Source organism: Xanthomonas sp. NCPPB 1826 (genome assembly GCF_056725285.1).
Map to the genome: position 1 here is coordinate 2438421 of NZ_CM161521.1, position 13790 is coordinate 2452210.

Below are 13790 nucleotides of genomic sequence, written 5' to 3' on the forward strand. Positions count from 1 at the left end.
CCTACAGGGACGTACTTGCGGCGTGTCCTGCGATGGTGGGCGGACAAGGGCCCTGCAGCCAACCTGCAAAGCCAGGCGATCCACACCTGATCCATCACACGCCTGACTACCGAAAAGGTACACGTCGCAATTCAGAGCGGAAGCTACGTCGTGCCGGTGCAGCCCGCTCACCATCGCGGGACCTTGTGCGGCATGGATTCCGCTCAAGACACCTCAGGAACGGATTCAAGGCGTGACCAGCGACGGTAGGCAAGTAAGGACCCCGCAGCCAGGCCGCAGATCATCCGATCGAAGTGTTGCGTTATGTCGTGGAAGTACTCGAGCAGACGGGCAGGGGAGACCTCACCCTGGTGCTGCAATCGCACGGCATTGCGTGTTCGGAGCCACGCCGGGTAGCACGGCCTGATGCACAAACGCCACAGGTCGGGCAGTGAATACAGCCAGCGGGGCGCCTGCCGAGGCACGCCCCGCTGTCGCACAAAAACGTCAGCGTCCGGATACGTCGACCGCGGCGCCATCCAGACCCAGGTCCCAGGCCACGGTCGCAAACAGCAGTTCTTCTTCGCTGCAGCTGCGGCGCGGGTGCTGCATTGCCTGCACTTCCGCACGGGCGGCACGCTCCAGCCGTTCCAGCGCGGCCGGCATGCGCACGCTGCGCAGCGCGGGCCGGGCAGCGTCGCTTTGCGCAATGCGCTGGGCGTGTGCAGCTGCCAGCGCGGCTGATTCCAGCACGGCCGTGGGTGCATCGGTGGGCGGAGCAAGGAGCGTCATCAGCGGAATACCAGGTTGTTGCGGAACGACAAATCCCCGGAAGGCCGGGGAATGTCGGAAATCAGACAGTGCGTGGCATCGGTCTTAGAACAGCTCGACCGTACCGGCGCCCATGCCTTGCTGCGCCACCGGCTTGTGCGGCGGGCGCTCCCATTCCACACGCATGTCGCGCAGGCGGTTGGACACCTTGGCCAGCGCGGCGACCAGATCGCTGTCGTACACGCCGCCATTGCGATGCAGCAGTTCCTGCAGCGCCACCGCTTCGCGGTTGATCGCGGTGAGGCGATCGAGGTGGGTATGGATACCGCTCAGCGTCTGCGTGGCGATGTCCTCGAACTGCAGGGCACGCACCGCTTCGGCCACGCTACCGTCGATGGAGCGCGCACATTCGGAGATTTCGCGCATGCCGTCGCCCAGCGAGGCGTTGATCTGCGCGACATTCTCCAGCATCGCCGCCGATTCGTGGCGGGCTTCGCGGGAGCGATCCATGTGACGCGAGGCCAGCTGCGAGACCGTTTCACGCACCTTGGCGATCGATTCCTTGGAGCTGTGCGCCAGCTTGCGGATCTGTTCGTTGAAGGTGGTGGAACGCTCGGACAGATTGCGCACCTCGTCGGCGACCACCGCGAAGCCGCGACCGGCTTCACCGGCACGGGCTGCTTCGATGGCGGCATTCAATGCCAGCAGGTTGGTCTGGTCGGCGATCGACTTGACGTCTTCCAGCAGCGCGAAGATGCCATCCAGATGCTGGGCCATCTCATCGATGTGATGCACGGTGTTGGTGCTTTGGCCGCTCACCTGTTCCAGCGCTTCCACCAGTTGCTCCATGCGGGAGCTGGCGTGCTGGGCGAAGCGGGCGACGTCGACACCGGCGCTGCCGTCGTCACCGGCACGGTCGACGATGCGGGCCAATGCCTGGCTTTGCTGGCGCGACTTGCGGTTCATCGCTTCGAAGCTGCCACCAAGACCGGACACGGCCTGGCGGATCAGTTCGCGGGCACGCTCGACTTCCGAGCGCGAACCGTCGACTTCGTTGCTGACGAACGTACGCAGTTCGTTGAGCAGTTGGTCCTGCTCGCGCAGGATGCGGGTCTGGTCCGGATTACGCCGGAACTGGGAGTAGGTCACCCAGGCAGCGAAACCGAGCCAGCTGAGCGTCATGGTCGCCAGGATCGCCCAGCGCACCGAAGCGGGCCAGTCGAATCCGACAGCGAAGGGAAACAGCAAGGTCAGGGCCAAAGGGGCGGCCAGACGGATAAGTGGACGTGAATACATGGGCGTTCTCGGCAGAGTCACGGTTGCTGTATCGGCCGTACCCCCTTTGTCTTTAGCGACGATCGCCACATCGTCTCGCCCGTTCAAGCTTTGTTGACACGCGCCAGCGACCGCCAGCGCGTGTAGCACACCGGGATCGTCAGTGGTTTAGCGCAGCGCGCGGTCCACCGCTTCAATCATTGCGCGCTTGGCAAACAGGAAATCCCACAGGCTGCCACCCATCTGCCGCCACAACACGGCCGAGCGCACCGCGGCCAGCAGCAGCGCGCGGATTTCCGCAACCACGCCGGCCTGGCCCAGGTAATGCGGATTGCCCTGCACCATGACCTTGGGGCGCAGGTGGCTGATGGTGTGCGCATACAGCCCGCCCAGCGAACTCAGCACGTCAGGGTGGCCGCTGTCGCCCAGGCTGTGTGCCTGCCGCGCCGCTGCCTCGATGCCATTGGAGACCGTGGCCACGGTGGCGGTGTCGCGCACGAAGCGGCGCTCCAGCTGCAGCACTGCCAGCGCCAGCCGCGGCAGGACCTCGTCCTGGCCCTGGTTGTGGAAATAGTTGTGCAGCAGCCTCAGCCCTGGCGCCAGGTCCGCTGGCGAGCCGTACACGGCCTCCGGCGAGGACGCATCCACCCGGAACACGCTGTCCATGGCGGTACGCACCGTCGCAGCCTCCGAATGCCCGGTTTCGGCGATCCGCCGCACCTGTTGCAGGGCCTGGGCGACGCCGGCAAGCGCCAGCACGCGGTGATCCATGGAAGAACTCATCAAGCCACTACCTCAGGTGAAAAAGAAGATCCTGCCAGTTGGCGTTCCAGCGGCGCATCGGTGGCGGCAATGACCGCGCCGCCCAGGCATTCCTCGCCGTCGTACAGCACCAGCGACTGCCCGGGCGTCACCGCCCGCTGCGGCCGCTCGAAACGCACCTGCACGCTGCCATTGTCCTGCACCTCCACCGTGCACGGCTCGTCGGGCTGCCGGTAACGCGTCTGCGCGGTGCAGCCGAAGCTGCGCGCCGGCGGCGCCCCGGTGACCCAATGGGCCTGCTCGGACTGCAGCCAGCGCGATTGCAGCAGCGGGCTGTCGCGGTCCTGGTCCACATACAGCACGTTGCTCGCCACATCCTTGCCGACCACGTACCACGGCGCGGCGGCACGCCCACGCACGCCACCGATGTTCAGGCCTTCGCGCTGACCCAGGGTGAAATAAAACACGCCCGGATGCTCGGCAATGCGCTGCCCCTGCGGATCGCGGATCTCGCCGCTGCGCGCGGGCAGGTACCGGCCCAGAAACTCGCGGAAATCGCGTTCGCCAATGAAACAGATGCCGGTGGAATCCTTCTTGGCATGGGTCGGCAGACCGGCGTCCTGGGCGACCCGGCGCAGCGTGCTTTTTTCCATATCGCCGATCGGAAACAGCGTCGCGGCCAGTTGCGTCTGTCCCAGCTGATGCAGGAAATAGCTCTGGTCCTTGCTGCGGTCGGCGCCGCGCAGTAGGCGCCAGCGCCCGCCGCTGTGCGCCACCCGCGCATAGTGGCCGGTGGCGATGCGCTCGGCGCCCAGCGCCTGGGCCGCATCCAGAAAATGCTTGAACTTGACCTCGCGGTTGCACAGCACGTCTGGATTCGGTGTGCGCCCGGCCGCGTATTCGGCCAGGAAGTGCTCGAACACGCCGCTCCAGTATTCGCCGGAAAAATCGCGGAAGTGGAACGGGATGCCCAGCACTCCGCACACCGCCACCGCATCGCGGCGGTCGTCCTCGGCGCGGCAATCGCCGCTGCCGTCGTCGGCCCAGTTCTGCATGAACAGCCCGGCGATCGACTCGCCCTGCTGGGCCAACCGCCAGGCCGCCACCGACGAATCCACACCGCCGGAGACACCGACAACGATCCGCGGCGTACTCATGCGACGTGCCGCACCAAGGCCAAGGGATGGCGCTGGCCGGCCAGATAGTCGGCCACCACTTCCCACACCAGCGGGCTGCGCAGGCGCTCGGTCGCGCTGCGCAATTCGTCCGGCGTCATCCACAACGCGCGCACCACGCCGGTATCCAGGCTGCGCTCGGGATGGTGGGTCACGGCCTCGGCCACAAACGCGAACCGCAGGAAGCACTGGCCAGTCGGGGCGACCCATTGGTAGGTGCCGATGAAGTGGGTCAGGCGGACATCCCAGCCGGTCTCTTCCAGCGTCTCGCGCACCGCCGCATCGAGCAGGCTCTCCTCCGGTTCCAGATGCCCGGCAGGCTGGTTCAACAACAGCTTGCCGCCAATGGTCTCTTCCACCTGCAGGAAGCGCCCGTCGCGCACCACCACGGTGGCCACGGTGACATCCGGATGCCAGCGTTGGTCGGAAGCGCTCATCGCTGCGGGTCCTGCGCGATCGGGGCCGCGCTCGCGCTAGCGGCGAACCATACGGTTTGAAGCCAGGTCCAGCGGCGCTGCGACCCGGCAAGGTGCACGGAGCTGGGCAAGTCGGCAGTGAACGACGGCGCCAGCAACCGCGCGGTCAGGGAATCGGTCATCAAGGGCCAGCCATGGAATCGGAGACAAATTGTGCGGGGCGCGGCGTAAATCGTCCAATGCGTGCGGCGATGAACCGTATAATGCCCGGATGCCTCGTAAGACCTCACACGAACACGATCACGGCCTCACCGTCGAAGCCAGCAAGCCTGAAGTGGCGCCACCGCCGCGTTATCAGGTGCTTTTGCTGAACGACGACTACACCCCGATGGACTTCGTGGTGACGGTGCTGCAGCAGTTTTTCAACCTCGATCTGGAGCGGGCCACGCAGGTCATGCTGCATGTCCACACCCGTGGACGCGGCGTCTGCGGGGTCTACAGCCGCGAAGTCGCCGAGTCCAAGGTGGCGCAGGTCAACGAATTCTCGCGCATGAACCAGCACCCGCTGCTGTGCACGATGGAACAGACCTGAGGCGTCAATCGGATCATTCCAGCAGCGCAACACTGTGGCTGCAATCACATGCTAACGCCGTCTGAACATGCCTATCCGATAGGGTTGTGGTAAATCCCAACAAAAGCCGCATATTGTTGGCAACAGCCGTTCGGAGTTACCAATGTTCAGCAAAGACCTAGAGCAAACCATCGGCCAGTGCTACAAGCGAGCACGCGAGGCGCGTCATGAGTTCATGACCGTCGAGCACCTGCTGCTCTCGCTGCTGGACAACCCGTCCGCCCAGGCCGTCCTCAAGGCTTGCGGCGCCGACCAGGTGCGTTTGCACAACGATCTGGAGCAGGCGATCGAGGCCTCGGTCTCGCGCCTGGCCGAAGACGATGGCCGCGACACCCAGCCCACCCTGGGCTTCCAGCGTGTGCTGCAGCGTGCGGTCTATCACGTGCAATCCTCGGGTAAGAAGGAAGTCACCGGCGCCAACGTGCTGGTCGCGATCTTCGGCGAGAAGGATTCGCACGCGGTGTACTTCCTGAACCAGCAGGACATCACCCGTCTGGATATCGTCAATTACCTCTCGCATGGCATCGCCAAGCTGGGCGAGGACGGCGAGCAGCCGTCCGCCTCCGATGGCGAGCCCAAGAGCGAGGGCGGGGAGGGCGAGGCCAAGGGCGATGCGCTGGCCGAGTTCGCCACCAATCTCAACGAGCAGGCCCGCAACGGCAAGATCGACCCGTTGGTCGGCCGTGGCGACGAAATCGAGCGCACCATCCAAGTGCTGTGCCGCCGCCGCAAGAACAACCCGCTGTACGTGGGCGAGGCCGGCGTGGGCAAGACCGCGATCGCCGAAGGTCTGGCCAAGCGCATCGTCGACAACGACGTGCCGGAAGTGCTGGCCGATGCGGTGATCTTCTCGCTGGACCTGGGCGCGCTGGTCGCCGGCACCAAGTACCGTGGCGACTTCGAAAAGCGCCTCAAGGGCGTGCTGGCGGCGCTGAAGAAGGTGCCCAACGCGGTGCTATTCATCGACGAGATCCACACCATCATCGGTGCGGGTTCTGCATCGGGCGGCACCATGGATGCGTCCAATCTGATCAAGCCGGCGCTGTCGTCTGGCGAGCTGCGCTGCATTGGCTCGACCACGTTCCAGGAATACCGCGGCATCTTCGAAAAGGACCGTGCACTGGCGCGTCGTTTCCAGAAGATCGACATCGTCGAGCCGACCGTGGGCGAGACCTTCGAAATCCTGCAGGGCCTCAAGCCCAAGTATGAGGCGCACCACGGCGTGACCTATGCCGATGACGCACTGCAGGCGGCCGTGGACCTGTCGGTCAAGCACATCGGCGACCGCCTGCTGCCGGACAAGGCGATCGATGTGATCGACGAGGCCGGTGCGCGTCAGCGTCTGCTGCCGGAAGGCAAGCGCAAGGAGCTGATCGACATCGAGGAGATCGAGACCATCGTCGCCAAGATGGCGCGGATTCCGGCCAAGCAGGTCAGCGCGACCGACAAGGACGTGCTGCAGCATCTGGAGCGCAATCTGAAGATGGTGATCTTCGGGCAGAACCCGGCGATCGAGACGCTGGCCGGTTCGATCAAGCTCGCACGCTCGGGCCTGGCCAATCCGGAAAAGCCGATAGGCAACTTCCTGTTCGCTGGCCCCACCGGCGTCGGCAAGACCGAGGTCACCAAGCAGCTTGCGCTGCAGCTGGGGATCGAGCTGGTGCGCTTCGACATGTCCGAGTACATGGAAGCGCATTCCATCAGCCGTCTGATCGGTGCCCCTCCGGGCTATGTCGGCTTCGATCAGGGCGGTCTGCTGACCGAGAAAATCGTCAAGACACCGCACTGCGTGCTGCTGCTGGACGAGGTGGAGAAGGCGCATCCGGACATCTTCAACATCCTGTTGCAGGTCATGGATCGCGGCATCCTCACCGACACCAACGGGCGTGAGGCGAACTTCAAGAACGTGATCCTGGTGATGACGACCAATGCCGGTGCCACCCAGGCGTCGCGGCGGTCGATCGGCTTTACCAAGCAGGATCACTCCACCGATGCGATGGAGTCGATCCGTCGTGGGTTCACGCCCGAGTTCCGCAACCGCCTGGATGCGATCGTGCAGTTCCAGCCGCTGGGCTTCGACCACATCCTGCGGGTGGTGGACAAGTTCATCATCGAGCTGGAAATGCTGTTGCAGGAAAAGCACGTCTCGCTGTCGGCTACCCCGACTGCGCGCGACTGGCTGGCCCAGCACGGCTTCGATCCATTGATGGGCGCGCGCCCGATGTCGCGCGTGATCCAGGAGAAGATCAAGCGTCCGCTGGCCGACGAACTGTTGTTCGGCAAGCTGGTGGAAGGCGGTCGGGTCAATATCGACGTCAAGGATGGCGAACTGGTGGTGGAAGCGCACCCGGAACCGGAGCGTCTGCTGCCGGCAACGGTCGACTGATCGCCTTGCGGTCCTGAAACGAAAAAACCGCTCGAAAGAGCGGTTTTTTTTATGCCCTCAGAACGTGTGGCCCGAGTGGAGGGGGCGTAGAAGCCGAGCGGCGGTCGCGGCTCGCGAGGAGCAACGACAGCGCGCTTCCGGAGCTTGGGCGGAGTAGCGACCGAGGCGCAAGCACTGGAGGCAAGGTGCGAGCGAAGGGCAGAAGCAAGCCGACACCGCCGGATCACCGCTGCCAACCAGATCCGCAAATCTCGGGGGCACGACAAAAAGCGGCCATTGGCCGCCTCGCGTCTCACACCAGAACCGCTTACTTCATGCGGTAGGTAATACGACCCTTGGTCAGGTCGTAGGGAGTCATCTCAACTTTGACCCGGTCGCCGGTCAGGATGCGGATGTAGTTCTTACGCATGCGGCCGGAGATGTGGGCGATGATTTCATGCCCGTTTTCCAGCTTGACCCGGAACGTGGTGTTGGGGAGCGTCTCGCTGACGCTGCCTTCGAATTCAATGGAGTCGTCTTTCGACATGTAATCCTGTGCAATCACGGCTGGCCCGGAAGGGCCGTAAGGGACGGCATTTTACGCTCCATCTCCCCGCGGTGCAAATTTTATGTTAAGCGGACTTCAGCGAGCGCGCTGGCAGGCCGCTCGCCGTAGCGCTCGGACCAACTGCCGGGTGCCGCCGCCTGGCCGACCTGCAGCCGCACCTGCTGCAGGAATTCTGCACGTGGCAGGCGTTGTGCACCCAGGCGCATCAGGTGTGGGTTCTCCACCTGCGCGTCGAGCAATGGCCAGCCGCGGGAGTACAGATGCGCAGCCAGCGCCGCCAGCGCCACCTTCGAGCCGCCGCTGTCGGCACTGAACATGCTCTCGCCGAAGAACATCCGGCCGACCGCCACGCCGTAGATGCCGCCGACCAGGTGCATGCCATCGAACACCTCTAGCGAATGCGCATGGCCCAGCCGATGCAGTTCGATGTAGGCCTGCTGCATCGGCGTGGTGATCCAGGTGCCATCCTGGCCGGCACGCGGAATCGACGCGCAGGCATCGATCACCTGCGCGAAGGCGGTATCGGCGCGCACGATCCAGTGGCTGCTGCGCAGCTGGCGACGGAAGCGCGAGGACAGGCGCACGCCATCGGTACGAAACACCGTGCGCGGGTCCGGGCTCCACCACAGAATCGGCTGGCCTTCCGAGAACCAGGGAAACACGCCACTGGCATAGGCGTTGAGCAGGCGCTGCGGCGACAGGTCGCCACCGATGGCGAGCAGGCCGTCCGGCTCGCGCAACGCGGACTCGGCCGGCGGAAACGGGGCGGCCGGATCGGCCGCCAGCAGGTAGGGAAGGGCGCGGGACATGCGTGCAGTGTAGAGCGTGTCGTACAGGTGCTCCCAGGGTGTTGACCATCGCCGGCACGCGACGAACCGCGTGTGTGGTCGACATGCTTTGCGGCATGCGTCCGCAAGCACCGCGATGCTGGGCGCGTAGTTCGCTACTCGGCTAAGGATTAGTCCTTGGACGGGTTGAATCGCATCGCCGCCACATCTGCAAGACGCCCGGCCGGCGATCAGCGGCGGCTACGCCCTACGTCGCCGCCGCGAGGTTCAGTCGCGAAACGGGCTGTGCTCGGACAGCTCGCGTGCATGCCGGGCCACCGCCTGGCGCTCGTCGGCGCACCATTGCGCCAGCGGCTCGCGGAAGCCGGGGTCGGCGATCCAGTGACGGCTGCGGACCAGGGTCGGCAGAAAGCCGCGCGCGATCTTGTGCTCGCCTTGCGCGCCGGGCTCGAAGCGGGCCAGGCCCTCGCGCAGGCAGTATTCGATGCCTTGGTAGTAGCAGGTTTCGAAATGCAGCCCCGGAAGGGCTTCACCGCCCCAGTAACGCCCGTACAGCGTGTCGCGCCCGCGCAGGCAGAGCGCGCCGGCGATCGGTTTCCCGTCCAGCTCGGCCAGAAACATCACCAGCTGGCGCGGCAGGTGCCGGGCCAGGTGATGCAGGAATTCCGGCGTCAGCGCGGGCGAGTTGCCGTATTCGTTGAAGGTCTTGAGGTAGAAACCGTACATCGCTTCCAGGTCGGCGTCGCTGGCTTCATCGCCATGCACCACGCGCAACTGCACGCCGGCCCGCTGCACCTTGACGCGCTCCTGGCGGATGTTCTTGCGCCGCTTGTGGTCCATCGCCGCCAGGAAGCTTTCGAAATCGCTCCAGCCGCTAGCGTTGTGCCAGTGGTACTGCAGATCGTTGCGCTCCAGCCAGTCGGCGTCGAAGGCGGCATCTTCGTCGGCCGGGTGGAAGTTGACGTGCGCCGACGACAGCCCGCTGCGCTCCACCAGCGTGCGCATCGCCCCGAGCAACTGCGGGCGCCAGCGTGGTGCGCCCAGCAGGCGTGGTCCGGTCACCGGCGAGTAGGGCACCCCGCACAGCCACTTGGGGAAGTACTCCTGCCCGTAGCGCGCGTAGGCATGCGCCCAGGCGTGGTCGAACACGAACTCGCCATGCGAGTTGTTCTTCAGGTATCCCGGTGCGGCGGCGACCAGCGTGTCGCCGTCCCATAGCGTCAGGTGCAGCGGGTTCCAGCCCCAGTCCGGTCGCAGGCAGCCCTCCTGCTCCAGGCCTTCCAGGAACGCATAAGAAATGAATGGGTGCGCGCCGTCGTGCAGCGTGTCCCAGGCCCCGGCCGGAAGCTCGTCCAGCCGGCGGCACCAGCGGGCGGTGACGCTCATGCGTACGGCCCGCTGGTATCGGCGCTGCCCGCACGGCGCGGCCGGCGGTCAGCAGCCACCTCAGGCGCTCTTGTCGAGGTAGCGCTCGGCATCCAGCGCGGCCATGCAGCCGAAGCCGGCCGAGGTGATCGCCTGGCGGTAGTGCTGGTCGGCGACGTCGCCGGCGGCGAACACGCCGGCCACCGAGGTCTCGGTCGCCGCGCCGTTGAGGCCGGAGCGGATTTCCAGGTAGCCGTTGTTCATCGCCAGCTGGCCGTCGAACAGTTGGGTGTTGGGGTGATGGCCGATGGCAACGAAGAAGCCGTGCGCGACGATCTCGCGGGTGCTGCCGTCGAGGGTGGACTTGACCCGCACGCCGGTGACGCCGGCATCGTTGCCCAGCACTTCATCGATGGCGTGGTGCCAGACAGTTTCGATCTTGCCGGCGGCGACCTTGGCGAACAGCTTGTCCTGCATGATCTTTTCGGCGCGCAGCGTATCGCGGCGGTGCACCAGGTAGACCTTGCGGGCGATGTTGGACAGGTACAGCGCTTCTTCGACTGCGGTATTGCCGCCGCCGACCACCACCACGTCCTGGTCCTTGTAGAAGAACCCATCGCAGGTGGCGCAGGCGGACACGCCGCGGCCCTTGAAGGCTTCCTCGCTGGGGATGCCCAGGTACTTGGCAGTAGCGCCGGTGGAGATGATCAGTGCGTCGCAGGTGTATTCGGCACCGTCGCCAGTCAGCCGGAACGGGCGCTGCGACAGGTCGGCGGTGTGGATGTGGTCGAAGATGACCTCGGTCTCGAAGCGCTCGGCATGCGCCTGCATGCGGCTCATCAGGTCTGGGCCCATCAGGCCGTGGGGGTCGCCCGGCCAGTTGTCGACTTCGGTGGTGGTCATCAGCTGGCCGCCTTGCTGCAGGCCGGTGATCACCACCGGCTTGAGGTTGGCGCGGGCGGCGTAGACCGCGGCGGTCCAGCCGGCCGGGCCGGAGCCCAGGATCAACAGGCGGGAATGCTTGGCGGGACTGGCAGAAGAGGCGCTCATGTATACTCGCGATCTAGGAATTGGCAGGGCAGACGAGTGAATTCGCGCCCCTGTGGCGGCATAGAGTGGCGGTCCCCACCCGGTGAATCAAGGCGGCGCGATGGAACTGCTTGAACCGCAGATGGCATGGTCCACCCAGTACGCGTAATCGACGCCGCCCCGTGCGGCGTTTTTTGTTGACCATCGGATGCCCGGGCAGGCGATGCGCATGCAACAGCTGAAACCGTGGCCTCAGTCGTTTATTATCAACCACTAACAGCATTTTTCTAAGGTCTGGCTACAGGTGGCAAAGCAGGTTCCCGAACGCAGCAAGCCCGCTGAGGGCAAGACGTCCTCGCGCAAGACAGCGGCGGCGGACAATCCGCGTCGGCAAAAGCTCTGGCGCGATCTGGCATTGATCGCGGTGGCGCCGCTGCTGCTGTATCTGCTGGCCAGCCTGTTCACCTATTCGAGCGCCGATCCCGGCTGGTCGCAGACCGGCAGCGTGGTCGCGCCGGTGCACAACATGGGCGGCCGCGTCGGCGCCTGGACGGCCGACGTGCTGCTGCAGCTGTTCGGTTATGTGGCCTTCCTGCTGCCGGTGGTGCTGGGCGCGGTGGCCTGGATCGCCTTGTTCGGCATGGACAAGGAAGGGCAAGCCGAGGCCGACCTGGGGCCGGCATTGCGGCTGGTCGGCATGGTGGGTTTCCTGATCGCCTCGACCGGCTTCCTGCATCTGCGCCTGTTCAACGGCGACGTGGCCGCCGCCGGCGGGATCCTGGGGCGATTGGTCAGCAATTCGCTGAGCGCCGGGTTCGGGGCCCTGGGCGCCAACCTGTTCGTGCTGGTGCTGCTGCTGGTGTCGATCACCCTGGCCACTGGCCTGTCGTGGTTCGCGGTGATGGAGCGCATCGGCACCTGGGTGCTGGCGCTGGGGCCGCTGATGCAGCGCAAGACCCATCAGGCCACCGAGTGGCAGCAGACCCGCGTGATGCGCGAAGATCGCGAGGAAGTGCGCAAGGTCGATGCGGTCAAGCAGGCCAAGCGCGAGCCGGTCAAGATCGAGCCGCCGCCGGCACCGGTGGTGGAGAAGAGCGAGCGCGCCAAGCGCGATACCCAGATCCCGATGTTCCAGGGCGTGAGCACCGACGGCTCCGACCTGCCGCCGCTGGCCCTGCTGGACGACCCCAAGCCGCAGGCCAAGGGGTATTCCGAAGAGACGCTGGAGACGCTGTCGCGGCAGATCGAGTTCAAGCTCAAGGACTTCCGCATCGAAGCGCAAGTGGTGGGGGCCTATCCGGGTCCGGTGATCACCCGCTTCGAGATCGAGCCCGCACCGGGCATCAAGGTCAGCCAGATCAGCTCGCTGGACAAGGACATCGCGCGCGGGCTGTCGGTCAAGTCGGTGCGCGTGGTCGACGTGATTCCGGGCAAGTCGGTGGTCGGCCTGGAAATCCCCAACGTCACCCGCGAGATGATCTTCCTGTCCGAGCTGCTGCGCTCCAAGGAATACGACAAGTCGGCCAGCCCGCTGACGCTGGCCCTGGGCAAGGACATCGCCGGGCGCCCGACGGTGGCCGACCTGGCGCGCATGCCGCACTTGCTGGTGGCCGGTACCACTGGCTCGGGCAAGTCGGTGGCGGTCAATGCGATGGTGCTGAGCCTGCTGTTCAAGGCCTCGCACAAGGAACTGCGGATGCTGATGATCGATCCGAAGATGCTCGAACTGAGCGTCTATCAGGGCATCCCGCATCTGCTGGCGCCGGTGGTCACCGACATGAAGGAGGCCGCCAACGGCCTGCGTTGGTGCGTGGCCGAGATGGAGCGCCGCTACAAGCTGATGAGCGCGGTGGGCGTGCGCAACCTGGCTGGCTTCAACAAGAAGATCAAGGACGCCATCGACGCCGGCCAGCCGATGATGGACCCGTTGTTCAAGCCCAATCCCGAGCTGGGCGAGGCGCCGCGGCCGCTGGAGACGCTGCCGTTCATCGTGATCTTCATCGACGAATTCGCCGACATGATGATGATCGTCGGCAAGAAGGTCGAAGAGTTGATCGCGCGCCTGGCGCAGAAGGCGCGTGCAGCCGGTATCCATCTGATCCTGGCCACGCAGCGGCCGTCGGTGGACGTGATCACCGGCCTGATCAAGGCCAATATTCCGACCCGCGTGGCGTTCCAGGTCAGCTCCAAGATCGACTCGCGCACCATCCTGGACCAGTCCGGCGCCGAAGCGCTGCTGGGCAATGGCGACATGCTGTATCTGCCGCCCGGCACCGCGCTGCCGGATCGCGTGCATGGCGCCTTCGTCAGCGACGAGGAAGTGCATCGGGTGGTCGAGCACCTCAAGGCCAGCGGGCCGGTGTCCTACGTCGAGGGCGTGCTGGACGAAGTGCAGACCATGGGCGATGGCACCGTGGTCGGTGCGACCGGCTTGCCGGAAAGCAGTGGTGGCGGTGGCGACGAGTCCGACCCCTTGTACGACGAGGCCTTGCGCATCGTCACCGAAACCCGGCGCGCCTCGATCTCCGGCGTGCAGCGGCGCTTGAAGATCGGCTACAACCGCGCCGCGCGCCTGATCGAAGCGATGGAAGCGGCCGGTGTGGTCAGCCAGCCCGAGCACAATGGCGACCGCACCGTGCTGGCACCGCCGCCGCCCAAGTAATCGG

Annotated in this window: 12 protein-coding genes; 3 read left to right on the plus strand and 9 right to left on the minus strand. The window is 65.5% G+C overall.

The genetic code is table 11. The features are described from left to right. Nucleotides 1-486: 486 nt before the first annotated feature. The 5 genes from AC1PLA_RS10485 to AC1PLA_RS10505 all read right to left on the minus strand — a co-directional run bounded on the left by AC1PLA_RS10485 (nucleotide 487) and on the right by AC1PLA_RS10505 (nucleotide 4399). Entirely contained in the window at nucleotides 487-771 is a 285-nt protein-coding gene (locus tag AC1PLA_RS10485) for a hypothetical protein (RefSeq protein WP_047128680.1), read from the minus strand. A gap of 84 nt (nucleotides 772-855) precedes the next feature. Further along, nucleotides 856-2133, minus strand: a complete 1278-nt coding sequence (locus AC1PLA_RS10490) for a methyl-accepting chemotaxis protein (RefSeq protein ID WP_172454375.1) — start codon at nucleotides 2131-2133, stop codon at nucleotides 856-858. Between the two features lie 60 nt (nucleotides 2134-2193). Next, complete coding sequence (hflD, locus tag AC1PLA_RS10495; protein WP_481106111.1) at nucleotides 2194-2808, minus strand: high frequency lysogenization protein HflD; 615 nt, start codon at nucleotides 2806-2808, stop codon at nucleotides 2194-2196. Beyond that, nucleotides 2808-3944, minus strand: coding sequence for a tRNA 2-thiouridine(34) synthase MnmA (gene mnmA / locus AC1PLA_RS10500; RefSeq protein WP_481106112.1), 1137 nt, complete (start codon nucleotides 3942-3944; stop codon nucleotides 2808-2810). The genes hflD and mnmA overlap by 1 nt, the downstream gene beginning before the upstream one ends. Then, nucleotides 3941-4399: an NUDIX hydrolase gene (locus tag AC1PLA_RS10505; RefSeq protein ID WP_039521525.1), complete on the minus strand. Its 459-nt coding sequence runs from the start codon at nucleotides 4397-4399 to the stop codon at nucleotides 3941-3943. Before AC1PLA_RS10505 ends, mnmA begins: the two co-directional genes overlap by 4 nt. 250 nt (nucleotides 4400-4649) lie before the next feature. Here AC1PLA_RS10505 and clpS point away from each other — a divergent pair, with 250 nt between their 5' ends. Both clpS and clpA read left to right on the plus strand, forming a co-directional pair. Beyond that, entirely contained in the window at nucleotides 4650-4970 is a 321-nt protein-coding gene (gene clpS, locus AC1PLA_RS10510; protein ID WP_016901748.1) for an ATP-dependent Clp protease adapter ClpS, read from the plus strand. 142 nt (nucleotides 4971-5112) lie between these two features. Next, on the plus strand, nucleotides 5113-7395 hold the full coding sequence (gene clpA / locus AC1PLA_RS10515; protein ID WP_016901749.1) for an ATP-dependent Clp protease ATP-binding subunit ClpA: 2283 nt from the start codon (nucleotides 5113-5115) through the stop codon (nucleotides 7393-7395). A gap of 307 nt (nucleotides 7396-7702) precedes the next feature. Here the strand turns inward: clpA and infA are convergent, their stop codons facing one another. From infA to trxB, 4 genes are all read right to left on the minus strand, one after another. Then, nucleotides 7703-7921, minus strand: a complete 219-nt coding sequence (infA, locus tag AC1PLA_RS10520) for a translation initiation factor IF-1 (protein ID WP_002813418.1) — start codon at nucleotides 7919-7921, stop codon at nucleotides 7703-7705. A gap of 80 nt (nucleotides 7922-8001) precedes the next feature. After that, nucleotides 8002-8751 (minus strand): leucyl/phenylalanyl-tRNA--protein transferase, encoded by a 750-nt coding sequence (gene aat, locus AC1PLA_RS10525; RefSeq protein ID WP_411759420.1) that lies wholly within the window; start codon nucleotides 8749-8751, stop codon nucleotides 8002-8004. A gap of 246 nt (nucleotides 8752-8997) precedes the next feature. After that, nucleotides 8998-10116, minus strand: coding sequence for a GNAT family N-acetyltransferase (locus AC1PLA_RS10530; RefSeq protein WP_481106113.1), 1119 nt, complete (start codon nucleotides 10114-10116; stop codon nucleotides 8998-9000). Between the two features lie 60 nt (nucleotides 10117-10176). Next, nucleotides 10177-11145: a thioredoxin-disulfide reductase gene (gene trxB / locus AC1PLA_RS10535; protein WP_016901755.1), complete on the minus strand. Its 969-nt coding sequence runs from the start codon at nucleotides 11143-11145 to the stop codon at nucleotides 10177-10179. A 283-nt stretch (nucleotides 11146-11428) separates the two neighbouring features. Between trxB and AC1PLA_RS10540 the strand changes: the two genes are divergently transcribed. After that, nucleotides 11429-13786, plus strand: coding sequence for a DNA translocase FtsK (locus AC1PLA_RS10540; RefSeq protein ID WP_481106114.1), 2358 nt, complete (start codon nucleotides 11429-11431; stop codon nucleotides 13784-13786). Nucleotides 13787-13790: the final 4 nt, after the last annotated feature.

What these genes read in the sequence shown, in the direction of transcription:
- clpA (WP_016901749.1), top strand. Translation starts at nt 5,113, where the DNA reads ATGTTCAGCAAAGACCTAGAGCAAACCATCGGCCAGTGCTACAAGCGA.
- infA (WP_002813418.1), bottom strand. Translation starts at nt 7,921, where the DNA reads ATGTCGAAAGACGACTCCATTGAATTCGAAGGCAGCGTCAGCGAGACG.
- AC1PLA_RS10530 (WP_481106113.1), bottom strand. Translation starts at nt 10,116, where the DNA reads ATGAGCGTCACCGCCCGCTGGTGCCGCCGGCTGGACGAGCTTCCGGCC.
- clpS (WP_016901748.1), top strand. Translation starts at nt 4,650, where the DNA reads ATGCCTCGTAAGACCTCACACGAACACGATCACGGCCTCACCGTCGAA.
- mnmA (WP_481106112.1), bottom strand. Translation starts at nt 3,944, where the DNA reads ATGAGTACGCCGCGGATCGTTGTCGGTGTCTCCGGCGGTGTGGATTCG.
- AC1PLA_RS10485 (WP_047128680.1), bottom strand. Translation starts at nt 771, where the DNA reads ATGACGCTCCTTGCTCCGCCCACCGATGCACCCACGGCCGTGCTGGAA.
- aat (WP_411759420.1), bottom strand. Translation starts at nt 8,751, where the DNA reads ATGTCCCGCGCCCTTCCCTACCTGCTGGCGGCCGATCCGGCCGCCCCG.
- trxB (WP_016901755.1), bottom strand. Translation starts at nt 11,145, where the DNA reads ATGAGCGCCTCTTCTGCCAGTCCCGCCAAGCATTCCCGCCTGTTGATC.
- AC1PLA_RS10505 (WP_039521525.1), bottom strand. Translation starts at nt 4,399, where the DNA reads ATGAGCGCTTCCGACCAACGCTGGCATCCGGATGTCACCGTGGCCACC.
- hflD (WP_481106111.1), bottom strand. Translation starts at nt 2,808, where the DNA reads ATGAGTTCTTCCATGGATCACCGCGTGCTGGCGCTTGCCGGCGTCGCC.